Origin of the sequence: Lactobacillus paragasseri, assembly GCF_003584685.1 — a bacterium.
Classification (GTDB): domain Bacteria; phylum Bacillota; class Bacilli; order Lactobacillales; family Lactobacillaceae; genus Lactobacillus; species Lactobacillus paragasseri.
Genome location: NZ_AP018549.1, coordinates 1,500,350 through 1,518,832, shown reverse-complemented (window position 1 = coordinate 1,518,832; position 18,483 = coordinate 1,500,350). Strand labels below are relative to the sequence as shown.

The window sequence follows — 18,483 nt, the reverse complement described above, 5'->3', positions numbered from 1 at the left end:
CTTTAAAAGCTTTGTAGTGACCCCCGAAATTCGGACACGGATTTCGGGGGTTTTACTATGTCTAAATTAACTAAAAAAGATAAATTGAATATTTATAAAGAATGGACTATTGAAAATAAAAGATCGACATATTTAAGTAAAAAGTATGGAATAGGCTCAGTTAGTATTAAGTACTTAGTTTCACTCATTCATAGGCATGGAATGGATATATTAGATAAGCCCCATACTTATTATTCAGCCCAATTTAAGCTAGAAGCTATCAATCGGGTTTTAGTCAATCATGAAGCTGCTTACTCTGTATCTTTAGAATTGGGCTTGAAAAGTCAAGGGATGCTTATTAACTGGATTCGCTCTTATAAAGAAAACGGGTATAATGTCGTTATCAAGAGGAAAGGACGACGAACCCGTGAACAAAGAGCTAGAGAAATTGAAGAAAGAAAACGAAGAATTGCGTCACCAGAATTTAAAGCTTACTGTCGAGAATGCATTTATAAAAAAATTGGATGCCTTGGTTCAAAAGAGAAAAAACCAACCAAAACAGAAATAGCACAAGCTGTTAGAGAATTAAGGCTAGAACTTGGGTTGGGTGTTAAAACTATCTTGTCGATTTTAAATGATCCGAATAATGCTTTACCTAGCTTATCCAGAAGCAATTATTACAATATTTTAAAGCGCGAAGATCAAGATGAGATAAAGCACCACAGTCTAATTAAACGAATTAAAGAAATATTCTTTGAACTTAAAGATAGATACACTGCTCCAGGTTATCGAACAATAACTGATCACTTACATAGTGAAGGCTTTATAATCAATCGAAAAACAGTCTATCGTTTAATGCGTAAACTTAATTTGATTGGATATCGTATGAAACGTAGAAGACGCTACAACAGCTTTGAGGGTGAAATTGAAGGAAGAATTAAACCTAACTTAATTAAACGCAACTTCTTTGCTATTAGACCAAATATGAAGTGGTACACGGATATTACTGAATTCAACTTAAGAGGACAAAAGCTTTATCTATCGCCTATTATCGATGGCTGTGGGAGAGATATTGTCGCTTATAATATCTCTCGTCGTCCCAACTTGCAGCAGGTACTGACTATGCTTGATGATGCATTTAAAGTTAATGATTCATTGAATGGATTAGTATTTCATTCAGATCGTGGCTGGCAATATCAACATAAGACTTATCAATATGAACTTGCAAGACGTGGCATTGAACAAAGTATGTCTAGGAAAGGCTGTTCTCCAGACGATGGGCTTATGGAAGGCTTCTTTGGCATACTTAAAAGAGAGATGTTTTATGGCAAAGAATCAAACTATGCCAATCTGAATGAATTAGAACAAGCGATTAAAGATTATATTCACTTTTATAATTACGAAAGAACAAAGAGTAAACTAAAAGGACTGACTCCGATTCAATATCGGAATCAATCCTTAGTTGCATAATATTAATAAAGTGTCCAATTTTTGTGGGTCACTACACTTTAGAGAGCTATTTTTATTATTAATAACATGTGTGTGAATTATTTTAAAATTTGAAATATATAACTAATAATTAGTATTATAATTATTAATAGATAATAGTTATAAAACAAAGATAGAAAGCGGAGTAGGTTATGAAAGTAATCGCTTTATGCGCAGATTATGGGTATCTGGATAAAGCAGAGACTGCGATTAAGTCAATTTTATATAACAACCAGTATGTAAAGATTTATCTTTTGAATTGTGATATTCCACAGGAATGGTTTGTTAATATTAATCAGTATGTTAACCAGATTGGCTCTGAAGTAATTGATGCAAAGTTTGATCATGGAATTTTAAACGATTCGCAGGGTCCAAGACCGGGTATTAATGAAATGGGATTTGCTAGATTTTTAATTCCGGAATTGGTACCAGAAGATAGAGTTTTATACCTAGATAGTGATTTAATTGTGGATGATGCCATTGATGACTTATTTACAATTCCTTTTAATGGAAAAGAAATATTGGGAGTAGGCGATATCTTTGATTCAGACGATCAAGGAGATGCAACGACTAACTGTTTGATAAATTCCGGAGTTTTAGTTTTAGATAATGCTGCATTAAAAAAGAACAATGTAAGTCGCGACTTAATTGAAATGAGTCGTAAAAATTACGTCAATGGCGATCAGCAAATAATTAATGAATATTTCAAGGATAAGATTGGCTTGCTTCCTCATAAATACAACCATCAGGTGGGTGCGACATATTTTGCTTACTCTAGAAATGATCAGCGAATGATCAATCTTCTTAATTCAGTTAAAGACCCTAAAATCATCCATTATGTTATGAAAGGAAAGCCATCAGATTTTTGTTATTTGGGAATAATGCGAGAAAAATGGTGGTTTTATCGTAATTTAGAGTTATCAAAGCTTGTCCAGAAATTTACGATCTTTGATTCGATGAAAATAGGAGCACCTAAGTTTGCTACGGAAGCTTTAATTTTTACTTATTCTGCTAATATCCAAAATCTTGAAAGCTTAATTAAGGCATTACCAGAAGTTCACTTCAATATTGCAGCTTATACAGAAGTTGCAACAGGATTATTGAATCTAATGAAATATCCGAATGTCACTGTTTACCCTGCAATAATCTATGCCCGTGTAGAAGAACTGATTAAAAAATGTGAGTTGTACTTAGATATTAATCATTATCAAAAAGATGAAAATGTTTTACGGCAAATCGAAGACAAAGGTATTCCAATTTTATCTTTTGAAGATACTGCAAATAAAGATAGTAAATATTCAAATTATAAGGTATTTGGAAATGACCAAGTAGATCGAATGGTGCAAGAGATTAAAAATTTGGAAGAGTAAGAGTAATGGAAAAAGTAATTGCTTTAAGCGCTAATTATGGTTATATCGATAAAGTTGAAACAACAATAAAATCAATTTTATATAATGTAAAAAACGTAGAGATATATCTTTTAAACTATGATATTCCCCAAGAATGGTTCGCAAATATTAATCGTTATGCAAATCAAATTGATTCCAAAATTATTGACGAGAAATTTGATCCCGAAGAATTGCATGATTTGAATTCTGGATTCAAACATATTAATCAAATGACTTATGCTCGTTTATTAATACCTAAATTAATTAAAGCAAATCGAGTATTATATTTAGATTCCGATCTTGTTGTAGATGATGAAATTGATGAACTATTTTCTCGCAAGTTTAATGGAAAAAAGATTTTAGCAGTCACGCATATTTTTGATGTTAGAAATAAAAATGAAAGTAGAGTAGATCTTCCTGTACCTTCGATAAATGCAGGTGTTTTACTAATTAATAATCAGGAATTGCGTAAAGACCATAATTTGAGCGAAAAACTGTTAGATTTTGCTCGGAAAAATAATTTTCCGCAAGATGACCAAGATACAATTAACAATTGGTTTAAGGATGAAATCGGAAGTTTATCTTTTAAATATAATTATCAAATTGGTGCGGATAGATTTCTATTTTGGTCAAATAATTCTAATACAGAAACAGCAACTGAAATATTGGATAAAGTAAAGAATCCAAAAATAATTCATTATATTTCAGATGATAAACCGTTCAATATCTTTTCTGAAGGAAGAATGAGGGAGACTTGGTGGTTTTATCGAAATCTAGAGTTAAGCCAAGTAGTAGAAAAGTATAAGCCATTAAATTTGGATAAACTAAAAGAAAGACATTTTGCTGGAGAAATATTTACTTTTACTAACTCAGCTATTATTGATCATTTAGAAGAATTAGTACAAAAGCTACCAGAATTTCATTTTAATGTTGCGGCTTGGAGTGATATGGCTTGGAATTTAAAGCATTTGGCTAAATATCCTAATATTACTTTGTATCCTTTTGTAATTGGAAAACGTCTGGATTATTTATTTAAGAATACAAATATTTATCTAGATATAAATGAAGGAAATAAAGAAAAAGATATTGTTGAACAAATAAAAGAAAAAGACATTCCAATCTTATCATTTGAATCAACAGCAGATAAAAATAATAAATATTCAAGGTATGAGGTATTTGGTGATGATCAAGTAAATCAAATGGTGCAAAGAATTAGACAATTAGCCAAGTAGTTATGAGATACCTAGTCTTATAGAAAGAAGAGAATGAATGGATACTATTGCATTAGATGCTGATGTTAACGATTTAAATAAAATTGAGACAACGCTTAAGTCAACTTTTCTTCATAATCAACATGTAGAAATTCATATTATTAACTTTAATATTCCACATGAATGGTTTGTTAACGTTAATCAATACGTAAACCAATTTGGAAGTAAGATAATTGATGAAAAAATAGATCCTAATTTTTTAGGTGATGTTCAGCTTAGCTCTGATCAAATTAAGAAAATTTCTTTTGGTCGTTTTTTAATTCCTGATTTAATTTCAGCTGATAAGGTTCTCTATCTTGATTCAGACTTAATTGTAACTGATAATCTTCAAAGCATTTTCCAAATGAATTTTGATGATAAGATGCTGTTTGCTGTACATGATTATCAAAATCCAGACCAATTTAACTCGAGTGTAATGCTAATCAATAATAAACGCTGGCGTGAAGAAAAAATGAGCTCTAAGCTCATTGAAATGAGTAAAAAGCAAGGATTAGCAAATGATCAAGCAATTATTAATGAAGTATTTAAAGATAAAATTGGAAAATTAAACTTATCATACAATTATCAGATTGGTCTTGAAAAGAATGCTTATTGGAATAATAAACAAGTAGTTTTTGATAATTACAATAGGGTGCCTATTCCTCGAATTATTAACTATTCTGGTGATGATAACCCGTTTAATTTGGTTTCCACAGGAGATTTAAGAAATAATTGGTGGCAATATCATAATTTGGAATGGTCAGATATTGTTAAGCGCTATGGTAAATTCGATAAGAGCAAGGTTAGAAGACCAGAATTTGACGCTGAAGCATTTATTTTTGCTCGTGTTGCTGAAACTAAAGATTTAGAATTATTAATTCAAAAATTATCTAATGTACGTTTTAATATTGCTTCATATACTAATATGTCGTGGCTCCTAGAAAAGTTGGTAAAGTATGACAATGTCCAATTATATCCATTTGTCATGAATCCAACTTTAGATAATTTAATTAGCAATGCTGACTTTTCTTTAGATATTAACTATCTTAAGGAAGATGATGTTACCGAAAAAATTATTAACCAGCAAAAGCCAATTCTTTCTTTTGAAGAAACGAAAAATAATAATATTTCTTATGATAAATATTATGTTTTCGCAAATGACGCTCAAGATGAAATGGTAGAGGCAATTAAAAAAATAATTGATAAGAAAAAGGAAACTTCTGCTTTTGACATTAAAGTAAAAGATATTGATGAATCATTAGACTTAATTTTGAATAAACATAAGTCAGTCATTCGTTTTGGAGATGGCGAGTTTAATATTATTCGCGGTGAATCCATTTTTTATCAAGATTACAATAAAGAATTAGCTCTACGCTTAGAAAGTATTATTTTAAGCGGCAATTACGACAATACGCTGATTTGTTTGCCAGATGTATTTGAAGATTTGGCACGCTACAATGACTATGCTCAAAGAACTTATAAGAAGCGCTTTTTCCCGCAAAATGCTTCTTTCTTGAAGCGAATAGAACAAACTAAGAATTGGTATGGCTCTACTTTTGTATCAAGACCATATATTGACTTAGTCGATAAAAGCGAAAGTCCTGGTTATTTTGAAAAGTTAAGACGGATTTGGAATCAACGTGATGTTTTAATTGTTGAAGGAAAATATTCACGTTCTGGCGTAGGAAACAATTTATTTGATAATGCAAATTCAATTAAGAGAATTTTGTGTCCAGCTAAGAATTCATATGAAAAGATTGATCAAATTGAACAGGCAATTAGAAATAATGCCCAAAATCGGTTGATCTTATTAATGCTTGGACCTACAGCTAAGGTTATTGTAGATGATTTGCAAGATCTTAATAATCAAAAGATTGACATTGGTCATATTGATTCAGAATATGAATGGTTCAAAATGGGAGTTACTGATAAAGTAAAATTAAAGAATAAGCACACGGCCGAATTTAATCGAGATGTAAATATCACACCAATTCATGACAAAATGTATAGTAATCAAATAATAGAGAGAATTGAGTAGGTTTAAGATGGAAAATAGTAAAAAAGTCTCTGTAATTATCCCTGTGTATAACGATGAAAAATATTTAAGACAGTGTGTAGACAGTGTTTTGGCTCAAACTTATTCTGATTTAGAAATTATCTTGGTAGACGATGGTTCAACTGATCATACGCCAGAAATATGTGAAAAATATCGTGAAAAATATAATCAAATCAGAGTTCTTCATAAGAAAAATGGGGGGGTTGGTTCAAGCAGAAATGCAGGCCTTGCCCTAGCAACTGGCGAATACGTTTTATTTGTCGATCATTACGATTGGCTTGATCAACATCATATTGAAGACTTGTATAACTTAGCCGTAAAAAATAAGGCTGATATAGCAGCAGGGAATTTCAACATTTTTTATGATGATAAGTCGACTTTTGCTTATTGGCTAAATAAAGATAGCTATTTTGAAAAAGATTATTCAATCAAAGAATGGTTTAGCTTGCAGTATCGCACTGATTACTACAATATGTCTTTAGTTTTTACCGTTCCATGGGATAAATTGTATAAACGCTCTTTATTTAAAAATATAGTTTATCCTGAAAATGTTCCAGTAGAAGATGATTTGACTACATGGAAGATATATTTACTTGCAAATAAAATTGCGTATGAAAATAAAGCGATTTATACGCATCGTATTTTAAAATCAAGCGTATCAGCCAGTGTAAGTGAAACTGATGTCTTTCCTTTACGATCAATTGAGGAAAGAATTACAATTCTACGTTTAATTGGTTTTGATACGAGTAATGAAGAATCTGCTTATCGGTATCGGTTAGAAAAATGGAAAAATCATGCGTTAGATAAGGGAGAATATTTGAAATACAGAGATACACTACAAAAACTGGCTATTCTTGAAAAGTGGAAAAACTAATAAAAAGGGTTGCTGAGCATTTGAAAGCTTAGCAACCCTTTTGTATATAGATTATGGATTAATTTAAATTCGGCATACAATGAACAAAATTTATTCGTATCTGGCTTTAACTACGGCATCTGCTAATGCTTTCTTGGTGAAATAACCTTCACGAATTAACTTAGCAAAACTTTCTACATTATCAGTTAGTTCTTTGTATTCATCGTCATTGATCTGAAGAACCTTGGCTTGTGCTTCAGCTAAACTATCAGCAATAATTCCTAGTTTCTTACGTTTAATAGTTTCTGCTTCCGGCGTTTTACTATTTACAATAATTGGAATTCCTGCAGCCAGATAGGTACTTAGTTTATAAGAAGTGTTCATTGTCATATATTCTGACCAGTATGGTTCTTCTGACCAAACTAGTCCGAAGCCACCAGATCTGCGTAGTTCTTCAAGTAAGATCGGATCATTTTTCCAACCCATAAATTCTAAGTTTTGATCTTCAAATTTTTTGCATGGATCTGAGAAGACTTGTAACTTAACGCGTGGATTTCCCCAATTGTTAACAAAGTCAAACTTGTCTGCATTACCAGCAAAATTAATTACCTTGTTATTTTGCGGGGTAACAAAATAATTAATTTGACAAGGATAGTGATCCCAAAAATGCTGTACAACATAAGGTTTTTCTTTTAGACCATTTTCTCTTAAAAAGTCGTACATTTTTTTAGAAGGTACGATTAAGACATCTGCCTTGTTGTAGTAGTCAATATGTTGAGGAAGCAAGTATCGATTGCTTTCAAACATTAAGGGAATAACGTCGTGGATAAAAATGATTTTTTTGACATTTGGATAGATATTAACATGATCAATCAAAGCTTGATCCCATTCAATTGCTATCCAATTAGGGGATTGGAAGATAACAGTATCGCCGACTGATAAGGAGGCAATAATGCCGTCAAAACGAGTACTCTTAGCTTGGTCTGGTTCTTCTTTCCAATGGTATGCGTAAATACCGAGTTCGTTCATTCCCATTTGGACTCCGATTTTAGCGACCATTTGTTGTGCTAATTGCGCAACACTATTCATTGCCATGCCATATAAATTCGTGATATGAACTGTCATAAATAACTCCTTATATAAACTTATAAATTAAGTATAGGGCAGGCAAAATTGATTTACAAATTTAACTATCACAAAAAAACTCCGCTAGATCTTATTCTAACGGAGTTCATTTTTATTTGCTTTTGATTTCTTGATATCCATCTAAGACATTAGCGTAGCGTGCTAGCGTGAAGAGATAATCAGATAGGCGATTAATATATTCCAGATTAAAAGGTGAAATTGGCTGCTTTTTATCATTTAGTTCAACTAATGACCGTTCAGCGCGCCGTGCCAATGTACGGCTATACTGCAAATTGGCAGCGGTGGGTGAACCACCAGGAAGGATAAAAGCTGGAATCCTAGGATATTGCTGTGTAATCTTATCAATTCTACTTTCCAATTCTTTTACCTTATCTGGAGTAATTTCTTGATGCCGTCTGACGACAATATCAGCTTGGAATTGATATAGTTCTTTTTGCCTTTTTTGTAGTTCATCTTTTAAGACCTGGCAATTATCTGATAAGTTGGCGATTGTTACGCCTAAGTAAGATTGGAGTTCGTCAAGATTGCCGAGAGTTTCAATTTGTAAGTCATATTTTGGGACCATCTTACCGCTAACTTGCTTGGTTTTTCCCTGGTCGCCAACTTTAGTATAAATTTTAAGTGTCATATTAATCCTCAAAAAAGTGCTTAAGTGCTAAAGAGATAGGTTTATATAAAAGTAAGTAAAAAACAACATTGCCGATTGCATGATAGGTATCAAATAAAATGCTACCTGCCCAGTATGCAATAAAGGCTGGTAAACCACCGAAAATCGTCATTCCTAAATCTACTAAAATACCATATTCAATTCCTAAAAATGCGACCAGAGCTAATTGCAGCCAGAACCATTTCGTTAGGGGAGTTAGCTTTTTAAATAGTAGAATTGTTAAAACACAACCACCGTAAGCTAGAATTTGCGGAATTGTCCAAATACCAAAACCAAGAAAAATATTAGAAATAATCATGGTTAAGATAGCTAGGGCAAATCCCATCCCTCCACTTACAAAGAGAGTAGTAAGCATAATAATTGTTGTAACTGGTTGAACATTAGGAACCGGAATAATTTTGAAAATTCTCAAAACAACGCATAAGGCGGTCAAAACTCCTAAGAGTGCGAGCCTCTTAGTTCCAGCTAGTTCTTCGGTAGCCATTAATATTTACTCCGGGTAAAGACTACCTTATCCTTGTTCTTAAGCTTTTGTTGGTAGGCACTTTTGTTTACCATTTTGCCATTTACTGTATAAGTCCAGTAAATCTTTTTTTGAGGATTTTGACTTTTACCATCAATAGCAGTAATAAATTCTTTTTGGCTCTTTACTTTCCAGTTTTTCTTAAGACCAGTAGCTACAGTAGAGTTCTTTTTAAGGTGAACTTTTTTATTAGCAAAAGTCTTTTTATTATCTTTTAGTGTGTAAGTAACTGTAATTTGGTCAGTTTTGGGTTTAGCTTTTTCTTGATTATTTTGACAACCAGTTAGGCTAAAGGTAAAAAATAAAATAATTGCAGCAAAAATACTTAACTTTTTAGTGTTTTTCATTATTAGAATTCTCCTCTTATTACTTGATTGGGCAAGCACCATTATCACAATCGCTTTGATCTACTAATTCAAGACCCTTTTGATCATCATTAGTTTGTTCAAAGACTATTTCGACATTACCAGTAATGTGGTTATCTGCTTTTTCGTATTTCTCTTTACTAATCGGTTCTTTTGGAGCTTGTTTTAAGGAGCCACCATAGTAAGGCAGAAGTGAAGTAGATTTAATCGCATGACGATATTGATGTAATAATGGAGCTATTTGATCGCTTTCATCATTTTGAAATGTAATAGTACAACTTACCGCATTATCTGACCAGTAAGTTTGTAAGAAAGCTTGAGTAGCAAATTGTTCAGCAATTGAAACAGTTCCAGCAGAAGCAAAGTTGCTACTATCGGCATTGGCAGCCTTAATTGGAAATTCAACACAGATGGTATGTGGTGTGTAAATATCAGGTTCAGTTCGATAGCCACAGGCTTTTAGTGCTGGAAGAAGTGGGTCAGTTTCTTGGAAACGAATGCGTTGAATCAAGTAACCTGAATAGTGGAAGTGCATCCCTTCAGAAACGCCAGCAAGTTTAGCAACAGTACCAGATGGCTTAACTGTAGTGTGCTTAATTGAGGTGTTACAGTTTAGTTCTTGGCTATAGTCTTTGTCAGCATCAACAACAGCTTGGTAGAGACCATCGACTGTTTTAATAATTTCAGGGTCGTAAACTGGATCTTTAATTTCTTTACCAGTTTCTGAATCAGTAGCAGTCTTAAAGCCAGTCACTACGCGGTGACCAAAAGTAGATAAAATCCAGTCTTGAATTCCAGACATTGAAACACCAATCCGGCGATTCTTGTTGATGATCCTACGAGATACTTCCCAATCATATGGGCTAAAGGTAACACGCTTGGTGTAGCGAGCAGCTAGTTTAAAGGCCTCTTTCAGATCCCAGCCTTGTTTTTGAGCAATGAAAGGAAAGACTTCAAACAAGTTACATGGTTCACCATTAGCTAAGGAGATTTCTCCGCAAGGGTTAGTTCCTTCAACTTCACCATCAATTCCAGCTTGGTAACCATCTTTGATGCGGCCGTAGTTACGAGATAATTCTAAATTAACAACACCAGGTTCACCGTTGTGTAGAATACTGTCAGCAATTGGTTGATAATTATCAAACTCAGAATTAATTGCAACACTATTATTTGATGCCCAGCGGTGGTGGTAAAGTTTCTTTTTATCTTGCTTCATAGTAATGAAGTCTTGGTTATCGCTTGAACCAAGTGCTAGTTCTGCGCTTCTTCTAACGTTACCAGCAACGACGGTTTTACCAATTAAGTTGCAAATATCTGTTGCATCAACTGCAGTCAAGTTTTGACCAGCACGATCATTAAGAATTTGATTAATGTCAAAGAGCATTTCGATTAGTGGCATTGGACCAGAAGCTGTACCACCGAATCCATGAATTTTAGCTCCGTAAGGGCGGATATCGCTGATATCAAGTACTAGTTTTTTCTTGTTCTCAGGATTAGTTGAATTGAAATGCATGTCGATTAAACGAGCATTCGCTAAGACCCAACCTTCACGAGTATCAGGGAGCTTGTAGTAAATGTAATCTTCTGTTCCTTGATTAGCTTTTTTCCATTCATCAAGATCAGTAGCGCCTAACTTAAGGGATGCGTCATAGGACTTACTCTTCTTGTCAATAACAATAGCCAAATCTACTTTTTGATCAAGTTTTGGAATTTGGTTAATGTTTTCGTCAACTACAGAAAAGCCTACGCCGCCGCCTTTCATTAGTTGGTCAAATAAAAATGAAAAAGGCATTGATGGTGCAATTTGGTCTTGTGTAAGATAAGCAGGAACAATGTGGCTATTACCATATTTTTGTGGACGAATGGCAATAAACCAGCAGTTATTTAGTGAATCGCCGTTTCTCTTTTGATAGTCAGTTCCTGAAATCCATAAATTTCGACCAGATGGAGTAGCAGCTAGACCATAGACTAGGCGAAATAACTGTTTAGCTTCAGCTGTTAATTCATGAATGGTCTTTTCGCTAGGATCATTTTTTAAACGTGGGTCAAGATTAATATTACCTTCGATCACGCGTTTAACAGTTTCGTCCCAATTTTCAGAGCGATTTTTATCATCAAGCCAGCGAGCATAAGTACGTTTATAAGTAACCCAACCAAGTTCACCCCAGTGAGGAGTAACTTCTTTTTTAGTTTGTGCAATGAAATCTGGATCAAGTGTGATTCTCAAATCAGACATATTTTTATCTCTCCCTAAGTACAATATCTTGTCGACACTTAAGAGGATAACACAATATCTAGTATTTTTCTTGAATAAAAACACTATAGATTGTTATTTGTATTGGGAAAAATTGCATGAGAATGGGGAGGAAGAGGGACAAAAAAATTTTGAAATTTTTTGTAAATTTGAACACAAAACAAAAATGCGAGGTAACTTTCAAAAGCACCTCGCATTTTTCATAAATATTATTAATTTCTGTCGCTAAATCCAAAGATTTGTAAGAATTGTAAGAATAGGTTAACGAAATCTAGGTAAAGTGCTAAAGCACCTGCAACAGCCAAACCATCAACTGAAACTTGACCACCGTAGTTTTCGTAAATTTGCTTCATTCTTTGTGCATCCCAAGCAGTTAAGATAGTGAAGATAATAACTGCGATGAATGAAAAGACGTAAGAAACCATTGGATTTCTTAAGAACATGTTGATAAGCATGGCAACAATTAAACCAATCAAGGCAGCAGAAGCATAAGAGCCGAGATTATTTAAGTTCTTCTTAGTAGTTGTACCAATTACTGCCATCGTAATGAAAACAGTTGATGAAGCAACGAATGCGGAAGCAATGCTGCGACCAGTATAGGCACCAGCAATCAATGAGAATTCAACTCCGTAAACAATTGCCATAATCATTAACATGACGAAGCTAGCTACGGGATTTCTTGTTGCTCTAAAGCTAATTCCAAAAGTTAATGCAAGTGGAACTAGCAATAAAATCCAAGTCATTGCTGGGTTGCTAGCAAATAAAGTCATTACTTGAGTTCTAAAGACAGTCATTGTTAAGTAAGCACTTAAAGCAGAAACTAAAACGGCAATTGTCATCATACCGTACATTCTGCTTAAGAATCTATTTAAGCCAGTTACGTCAACGATTGTACGACGTTCTGGTTCTTGTGAAAAGTTATTCATAAGCTCTCCCTCTTTCATTATTATTAATATATTTTAACGTATCTTAACAGTAAAAGAAACTTTTACACAAATGGATTGTAAAAGCGTCCTGAATTGACTTTAAAGAGCAAAATAACAACTAAAACAAGAATGAAAGCTAGACTAGTAACTAAATAGTCAGCTAAGCTAAATTTTTCGGCTACATACCAAGTCCGCTTTTTCTTTGAGCCGAAACGTCTAAGCTGCATGGCAGTACTGATCGTATCAATACGGTCAAGACTTGAAAAAATAAGCGGGGTCACAATGTTTAATGTTCCATGGATTCGCTTGCCAAGAGATGCTTTTTTAGAAAGTTCATTTCCCCGTGCTTGTTGAGCAGCAGAAATTGACCAGTAACTTTCCTGGATATTAGGGATATAGCGCAAGGCTAAAGAAACAGCATAAGAAACCTTGTAGCTGACACCAATTTTATTTAAGCTAGCAGCAAATTGACTAGGATTGGTTGTTAATAAAAAGAGCAGAACTAGGGGAATAGAGCAGATATACTTCAGACTAACGTTAAGCAAATAAAATAATTCCTGAGCAGTTAAGGTAAAGTATCCCGCATTGATTAAAACTGTTCTTGAATGGTATAAGCTTTCGCCATAAGTGGGTTGAAAGATGAAAACCGCCAAGATATTAATTATGGCAAAAACAATAATGAACTTAACAATGAAAGAAACCTGTTTCCATCTAATACCTGCTATTTTTAGTAAGATCAAGGATAGGATACAGATTGCAATTAAGAAGCGAGTGTCATAAGTAACCATGCAAGCAACTGAAACTAGAATTAAAAAGATCATCTTTGTAGTAGCATTCAAGGCATGGATAAAACTATTCCCTGGCTGGTAGCCTAAAATTTTACTATCATTCATAATCTTCATCCTTCCAGTTCTTTTGTTCAGAATTAATGTAGGCTTGCACAAATTTATTTGGATCAGGCAAGTCGTAATGCTGCGCAAGTTCAAATAAGCTCGTTCTCTTTAAAGACGCTTCTTTAATTAGTTTAGGATTAGTTAGTAATTCAATCGGGCTTGTATCAGCGATTAGTTTTCCTTTAGTGAAGGCAAGCGAGCGTGTAGTATATTCGAGCATTAAGTGCATATCGTGCGTGATGATAATGATGGTCTTGCCTAGCTTGTTCAAGTGTTTTAAAAAGCCCATAATTTCGGTATATGTCTTCCAATCTTGACCAGCAGTTGGCTCATCTAGAATAATGATTTCTGGTTCTAAGACTAAAATTGAAGCGATTGTTACACGTTTTTTCTGCCCAAAACTAAGAGCAGAAATTGGCCAGTGCCTGAAAGGATAAAGACCGCAAATTTTTAAAGTTTGATTTACTTTTTGTTTGATCGTTTCTTCATCTACGTTACGCAGACGTAATCCTAAAGCTATTTCATCAAAAATCATTTTTTGCGAGATCATTTGATTAGGATCTTGCATTACATAGCCAATTTTTTCGGCTCTTTCTTTAATTGATAAATTAGCTAGATCTTGGTCTTTAAGTGTAATTTTGCCTTCATTAGAAATAAAACCACAAATGATGCGACATAAAGTGGTTTTACCGGCACCATTTTGACCGACAATTGAGATAAAATCGCCTTGATTGATGGTAGCAGAAACGTCCTTTAAAGGATAAGGCTGATTTTTATTATATTGGTGGCCGACATGGTCTAGTTTTAATAAAGGTTGATGAGTAGCTGTACTTTCTTTAACTGGAACTTGATCAACCCAATTTTCTAATTCTTGGCTAATTGAGTCAGAAGTAGGTAAGTCTGCAATTTTATCTAGCTTTTTAATTGAACTTAAGTTAATACCTGCGGCTGTCATCGCTTTTAAATAAAGCGGCTGACGAACGCCAATTTTTTCTAAACTATTCTCATGAAGAAGTTGATTAGTAGGCTCATCGGCGACAATTTGACCATCATTAACTAAAACTATTCTATCAATTGGCTGACTCAAAACTTCTTCGACACGGTGCTCAATAATAATAACTGTGGCATTAAGTTCTTTTTGGATTTTATCGATAATAGCCATTGTTTTGAGTCCGGAAGCAGGATCAAGGTTAGCAAGCGGTTCGTCGAAAAGTAAAATTGGTGATTCATCGACCAAGACGCCGGCTAGGGCAACAATTTGTTTTTGACCGCCAGAAAGGCTTTGCGGCGATTGTTTAAGAAGCTCTTTAATTTGGAGTTCTTCCGCCCATTGGTTTACAGTGTGATGCATTTTGGCTTTAGGCTGGCAATCATTTTCAAGAGCAAAAGCAATATCTTCGCCAACTGTTAGACCAATAAATTGGCTATCCGCATCTTGTAAGATTGTGGAAGTAGTAAATGAAAAGTCAAAAAGACTAGTTTTAGTAATATCTTTTCCGTTTACTAAGCATTTACCTGTGATGTTGCCTTGATCAATATTTGGAATAAGACCATTAAGGCAGCGACCAATTGTAGATTTGCCGCTGCCTGAAGGTCCGGCCAAGAGAATTTTCTCACCCTTATTAATTTTGAGATTAATCTTTTTAAGAGTGGGTTCAGCTTGGCTATTGTATTTAAATGAAAAATCTTTAAATTCAATAATCGGTTCTGTCATTAATTGAGTAACCTTTCGTGATTAGTCTTTACGTAAACTACCTTTCTTAACTTTAGTTGCTGCGTAAGCTTTAAGCAAGATGGTTCCTAAAATAAGAATAGCAAGTGAATTAGTGATGGTTGCAGTGGCTCCTTGTAAGAAGACCTTGTTTTGAGGTTCGCTGTAGATTAAGATATCGCCAACTGGTGCGATTACTAACCAGGAAATAACGTTAGCGATGATTTGGACCACGTTGAAGCCAACCATTTGCTTAACAGTGAAGACACCATTATCTAAGTCAAGGCGCATACCGTAAAGACCGATGATCAAACCTAAAACAGCTGTAGCTAAAACCCAGCTCCACCAAGTTTGACCATACATTAAGAAGTCACCTAGTGCATGGCCGATGAAACCAACAGAAAAGCCGACAACAGGTCCGTAAATAGTGGCAAGTAAAGCTAAGAATGGGTAGACAATTTCAATATTAGTGTTTGGAATTCCAGTTGGAATTGATGTGAAACGTGCCAAAATAACATAGATTGCTGCTCCGATACCAATTGCAACGACGCTTTTTACTGATAAACCTTTTTGCTTGTTCATAATTTTTCCCCCGTAAATAAATTATTCTCTAGTTAAATCAATTTTCCAATCATTTCCAGTACCAATTTTGTAGGTATCGGCAAATGAAGCTTGATTTAGCGCAATACCTACATTGACTAATGAATTGATGTACATCAAAGGATCTTTGATTGCTACATCAGCAAATGATGTAACAAAAGGTATTGTATCATGATAATAAGTTTGACCTTGATAAGTAATTGTGACGGTAAGTTTGTCGCCGCGTTTGATATCAGCTTTTTTAACTAAGTCATAAGGAATATTCGTCCATAAAGAACCAAAGCGAATATCCAATACATCAATTGATCCCTTTAGATGATTATTTTCTAATATAGCTTCAGTAAGTGGTAATTTTACAACTGAAGCTGGATCTAATGGCTCTCCTAGATCTTCAAAGGATTTTTCACCATCAGCTAGAAGGGCACCATTGTAAGCATAAATATCACGGCCGTGGAAGGTGTTACTTTCTGAAGAATAAGGAAGACGATTCTTTTGTTCATCGATTTCTCTTACTTCTTCAAGTCCCATATAAGTTGCAACATGAGTTAATGAGCCGTTATCAGGTGTAATAATAAAATGTCCGCTTTTGGTTTTAACTGCAATACTCTTTCGATCTGAACCAACACCTGGATCAACTACCGAAACAAAAGTTGTGCCTTTTGGCCAATACTTGATTGTCTGATAGAGGCGGTAAGATGCAGCCCAAATATCATAAGGCGGAATCTCATGAGTTAAATCTGAAACAACAACGTGCGGAGCAACCAAATGAGCTACGCCGTGCATGGCGCTAACAGCACCATCTTTTAAGCCGAAGTCGGTTTGTAGTACTAGAAAATGATTTGTTTCCATCAAATTCCTCCTTTAATATGTTTTTAATTACTAATAATTTACAATGTATTAAAAGTTTCGTCAATGAAAAATCCGTACTATTTTGCTATGTAAGCGCATATAGTACGGATTTTATTAACGATAAATTATTTTTCAGCCTTATTTTGCCATTTTAAACCAATTCCGGTGACCCCAGAAAGAATTGAAAAGACAGGAGAAAGTAAGCTAAAGAATGTGAATGGAATAAAGGCTAAAACTGGAACTCCAAGAGTAGAAGCTGCAAAAGAACCAGCTACTCCCCAAGGAATTAGGTAGTTAATTACACTGCCTCCATCTTCAAGAACACGACTGAGAGCAAGGGGTGCAAGACCAATTCTGTCATATGCTTGCTTGAAGGCGCGTCCTGGCAAGATAACAGATAGGTATTGTTCACCGACAAATAAATTAATGCAGATACCTGAAAGAATGGTAGTAATTACTAAACGACCAGGCTTTTTAAGGTGTTCAACTAGAGGCTCCATGGCAGTTTGAACAATGTTAAATTTCATTAATAAACCACCAAGAGATAAGGTAGCAATAATTAAGCCAACCGTATCCATCATGCTGGAAATACCACCCCGAGTCAGCAAAGCGTTCACTGATGAGTCGCTAGTTTTGGCAACGAACCCTTTCATAATGAGGTTAGTTAAGTCAGTAAGAGATTGATGAGGATTTTGAATAAAAATCATAATGACAGTAACAGCAATATTTAAAAATAAAGTAGGAATAGCGGGGATTTTTCTCCAGGCACAAATTAACATTAAGATAATTGGAATGATTGCCCACCAAGTAATAATGAAGTTATGCTGTAAAACTGCGACAGTATGATTAATCTTTGAAGCATCAATTGAGCCACTATTTCCTAAAATCCAAAAAAGAATTAAAGAAACGATAAAAGCAGGGATTGTTGACCACATCATATTTTTAATATGGGCGAATAATTCACTTTCTGCAACAGCAGAAGAAAGGTTGGTAGAGTCGGATAAAGGAGACATTTTATCGCCAAATACGGCTCCAGAAATGATTGCTCCAGCAACAAGAGCAGGATTGGCATTCATGCTGGCACCAATTCCGAAGAGGGCAATTCCAACGGTTGAAATTGTAGTAAAGCCGCTTCCGATCGCTAGCCCCACGATTGAGCAAACAATAAAGACAGAAGGAACGAAGAATTGTCCGCTAATTAAGTGAAAGCCAAGAACCATAATTGAAGGGATGATACTGCCCTTGATCCATAAGCCAATCAAGGCCCCAATTAGGATAAAAATAAAGATTGGAATAATAGCAACGCCAATTCCTTCCTTGATTCCATCTTGAATAGAAGCCCAGTCATTTCCACGTAGTCTGAGCCAGAAGACTAATAAGCAAACGGTGAATAAAACTGGAACTTCTGGCATTAAACCAAATTTAATTACTGAAATGCCTAGAATAATTAAAAGCAAAAGTAAAATAATAATTGCTTCTAGAAAAGATACTTTCTTTTTCATAAATAATCCTCCATAAAAAAAGCCCTGTTGAAA

16 protein-coding genes are annotated in these 18,483 nt (G+C 34.4%); 5 read left to right on the top strand and 11 right to left on the bottom strand.

The features are described from left to right. The first annotated feature begins 57 nt into the window (after positions 1 to 57). The 5 genes from LpgJCM5343_RS07410 (at position 58) to LpgJCM5343_RS07390 (ending at position 7,035) form a co-directional block, all read left to right on the top strand. A complete protein-coding gene (locus tag LpgJCM5343_RS07410; RefSeq protein WP_324253539.1) occupies positions 58 to 1,449 on the top strand; it encodes an IS3 family transposase in 1,392 nt (463 codons plus the stop codon). Between the two features lie 170 nt (positions 1,450 to 1,619). Next, positions 1,620 to 2,837 (top strand): glycosyltransferase family 8 protein, encoded by a 1,218-nt coding sequence (locus LpgJCM5343_RS07405; RefSeq protein ID WP_049150260.1) that lies wholly within the window; start codon positions 1,620 to 1,622, stop codon positions 2,835 to 2,837. Positions 2,838 to 2,842: 5 nt separating this feature from the next. Continuing rightward, on the top strand, positions 2,843 to 4,087 hold the full coding sequence (locus tag LpgJCM5343_RS07400; RefSeq protein WP_049150263.1) for a glycosyltransferase: 1,245 nt from the start codon (positions 2,843 to 2,845) through the stop codon (positions 4,085 to 4,087). A gap of 37 nt (positions 4,088 to 4,124) precedes the next feature. Continuing rightward, positions 4,125 to 6,143, top strand: a complete 2,019-nt coding sequence (locus tag LpgJCM5343_RS07395) for an SP_1767 family glycosyltransferase (RefSeq protein ID WP_049150265.1) — start codon at positions 4,125 to 4,127, stop codon at positions 6,141 to 6,143. 7 nt (positions 6,144 to 6,150) lie between these two features. Beyond that, complete coding sequence (locus tag LpgJCM5343_RS07390) at positions 6,151 to 7,035, top strand: glycosyltransferase family 2 protein (protein ID WP_101890867.1); 885 nt, start codon at positions 6,151 to 6,153, stop codon at positions 7,033 to 7,035. Between the two features lie 90 nt (positions 7,036 to 7,125). Here LpgJCM5343_RS07390 and LpgJCM5343_RS07385 read toward each other — a convergent pair whose 3' ends face one another. From LpgJCM5343_RS07385 to nhaC, 11 genes are all read right to left on the bottom strand, one after another. Further along, the gene (locus LpgJCM5343_RS07385; RefSeq protein WP_049150267.1) at positions 7,126 to 8,139 is read right to left on the bottom strand and encodes a sugar transferase; all 1,014 of its coding nucleotides are present in this window, start codon (positions 8,137 to 8,139) and stop codon (positions 7,126 to 7,128) included. 112 nt (positions 8,140 to 8,251) lie between these two features. Further along, positions 8,252 to 8,788, bottom strand: coding sequence for a cob(I)yrinic acid a,c-diamide adenosyltransferase (locus LpgJCM5343_RS07380; RefSeq protein WP_049150269.1), 537 nt, complete (start codon positions 8,786 to 8,788; stop codon positions 8,252 to 8,254). Position 8,789: 1 nt separating this feature from the next. Continuing rightward, positions 8,790 to 9,311: an ECF transporter S component gene (locus LpgJCM5343_RS07375; RefSeq protein ID WP_003648296.1), complete on the bottom strand. Its 522-nt coding sequence runs from the start codon at positions 9,309 to 9,311 to the stop codon at positions 8,790 to 8,792. After that, positions 9,311 to 9,697 carry a DUF4430 domain-containing protein gene (locus LpgJCM5343_RS07370; protein WP_003648297.1) on the bottom strand — a complete coding sequence of 129 codons (387 nt, stop codon included), beginning with the start codon at positions 9,695 to 9,697 and terminating at the stop codon, positions 9,311 to 9,313. The genes LpgJCM5343_RS07375 and LpgJCM5343_RS07370 overlap by 1 nt, the downstream gene beginning before the upstream one ends. A gap of 19 nt (positions 9,698 to 9,716) precedes the next feature. Next, positions 9,717 to 11,951, bottom strand: coding sequence for a ribonucleoside-triphosphate reductase, adenosylcobalamin-dependent (gene nrdJ / locus LpgJCM5343_RS07365; protein WP_049150272.1), 2,235 nt, complete (start codon positions 11,949 to 11,951; stop codon positions 9,717 to 9,719). Positions 11,952 to 12,181: 230 nt separating this feature from the next. Further along, complete coding sequence (locus tag LpgJCM5343_RS07360; RefSeq protein WP_035429542.1) at positions 12,182 to 12,895, bottom strand: Bax inhibitor-1/YccA family protein; 714 nt, start codon at positions 12,893 to 12,895, stop codon at positions 12,182 to 12,184. Positions 12,896 to 12,957: 62 nt separating this feature from the next. Beyond that, positions 12,958 to 13,788, bottom strand: coding sequence for an energy-coupling factor transporter transmembrane component T family protein (locus LpgJCM5343_RS07355; RefSeq protein ID WP_049150274.1), 831 nt, complete (start codon positions 13,786 to 13,788; stop codon positions 12,958 to 12,960). Continuing rightward, the gene (locus LpgJCM5343_RS07350) at positions 13,781 to 15,502 is read right to left on the bottom strand and encodes an ABC transporter ATP-binding protein (RefSeq protein WP_039155854.1); all 1,722 of its coding nucleotides are present in this window, start codon (positions 15,500 to 15,502) and stop codon (positions 13,781 to 13,783) included. The genes LpgJCM5343_RS07355 and LpgJCM5343_RS07350 overlap by 8 nt, the downstream gene beginning before the upstream one ends. 21 nt (positions 15,503 to 15,523) lie before the next feature. After that, on the bottom strand, positions 15,524 to 16,081 hold the full coding sequence (locus LpgJCM5343_RS07345; RefSeq protein ID WP_003648303.1) for an ECF-type riboflavin transporter substrate-binding protein: 558 nt from the start codon (positions 16,079 to 16,081) through the stop codon (positions 15,524 to 15,526). A 21-nt stretch (positions 16,082 to 16,102) separates the two neighbouring features. Continuing rightward, positions 16,103 to 16,948, bottom strand: a complete 846-nt coding sequence (locus tag LpgJCM5343_RS07340) for an SAM hydrolase/SAM-dependent halogenase family protein (protein ID WP_049150277.1) — start codon at positions 16,946 to 16,948, stop codon at positions 16,103 to 16,105. A 125-nt stretch (positions 16,949 to 17,073) separates the two neighbouring features. Then, the gene (gene nhaC / locus LpgJCM5343_RS07335) at positions 17,074 to 18,450 is read right to left on the bottom strand and encodes a Na+/H+ antiporter NhaC (RefSeq protein ID WP_049150279.1); all 1,377 of its coding nucleotides are present in this window, start codon (positions 18,448 to 18,450) and stop codon (positions 17,074 to 17,076) included. Positions 18,451 to 18,483 lie beyond the last annotated feature (33 nt).

What these genes read in the sequence shown, in the direction of transcription:
- LpgJCM5343_RS07410 (WP_324253539.1), top strand. Translation starts at nt 58, where the DNA reads ATGTCTAAATTAACTAAAAAAGATAAATTGAATATTTATAAAGAATGG.
- LpgJCM5343_RS07405 (WP_049150260.1), top strand. Translation starts at nt 1,620, where the DNA reads ATGAAAGTAATCGCTTTATGCGCAGATTATGGGTATCTGGATAAAGCA.
- LpgJCM5343_RS07400 (WP_049150263.1), top strand. Translation starts at nt 2,843, where the DNA reads ATGGAAAAAGTAATTGCTTTAAGCGCTAATTATGGTTATATCGATAAA.
- LpgJCM5343_RS07395 (WP_049150265.1), top strand. Translation starts at nt 4,125, where the DNA reads ATGGATACTATTGCATTAGATGCTGATGTTAACGATTTAAATAAAATT.
- LpgJCM5343_RS07390 (WP_101890867.1), top strand. Translation starts at nt 6,151, where the DNA reads ATGGAAAATAGTAAAAAAGTCTCTGTAATTATCCCTGTGTATAACGAT.
- LpgJCM5343_RS07385 (WP_049150267.1), bottom strand. Translation starts at nt 8,139, where the DNA reads ATGACAGTTCATATCACGAATTTATATGGCATGGCAATGAATAGTGTT.
- LpgJCM5343_RS07380 (WP_049150269.1), bottom strand. Translation starts at nt 8,788, where the DNA reads ATGACACTTAAAATTTATACTAAAGTTGGCGACCAGGGAAAAACCAAG.
- LpgJCM5343_RS07375 (WP_003648296.1), bottom strand. Translation starts at nt 9,311, where the DNA reads ATGGCTACCGAAGAACTAGCTGGAACTAAGAGGCTCGCACTCTTAGGA.
- LpgJCM5343_RS07370 (WP_003648297.1), bottom strand. Translation starts at nt 9,697, where the DNA reads ATGAAAAACACTAAAAAGTTAAGTATTTTTGCTGCAATTATTTTATTT.
- nrdJ (WP_049150272.1), bottom strand. Translation starts at nt 11,951, where the DNA reads ATGTCTGATTTGAGAATCACACTTGATCCAGATTTCATTGCACAAACT.
- LpgJCM5343_RS07360 (WP_035429542.1), bottom strand. Translation starts at nt 12,895, where the DNA reads ATGAATAACTTTTCACAAGAACCAGAACGTCGTACAATCGTTGACGTA.
- LpgJCM5343_RS07355 (WP_049150274.1), bottom strand. Translation starts at nt 13,788, where the DNA reads ATGAATGATAGTAAAATTTTAGGCTACCAGCCAGGGAATAGTTTTATC.
- LpgJCM5343_RS07350 (WP_039155854.1), bottom strand. Translation starts at nt 15,502, where the DNA reads ATGACAGAACCGATTATTGAATTTAAAGATTTTTCATTTAAATACAAT.
- LpgJCM5343_RS07345 (WP_003648303.1), bottom strand. Translation starts at nt 16,081, where the DNA reads ATGAACAAGCAAAAAGGTTTATCAGTAAAAAGCGTCGTTGCAATTGGT.
- LpgJCM5343_RS07340 (WP_049150277.1), bottom strand. Translation starts at nt 16,948, where the DNA reads ATGGAAACAAATCATTTTCTAGTACTACAAACCGACTTCGGCTTAAAA.
- nhaC (WP_049150279.1), bottom strand. Translation starts at nt 18,450, where the DNA reads ATGAAAAAGAAAGTATCTTTTCTAGAAGCAATTATTATTTTACTTTTG.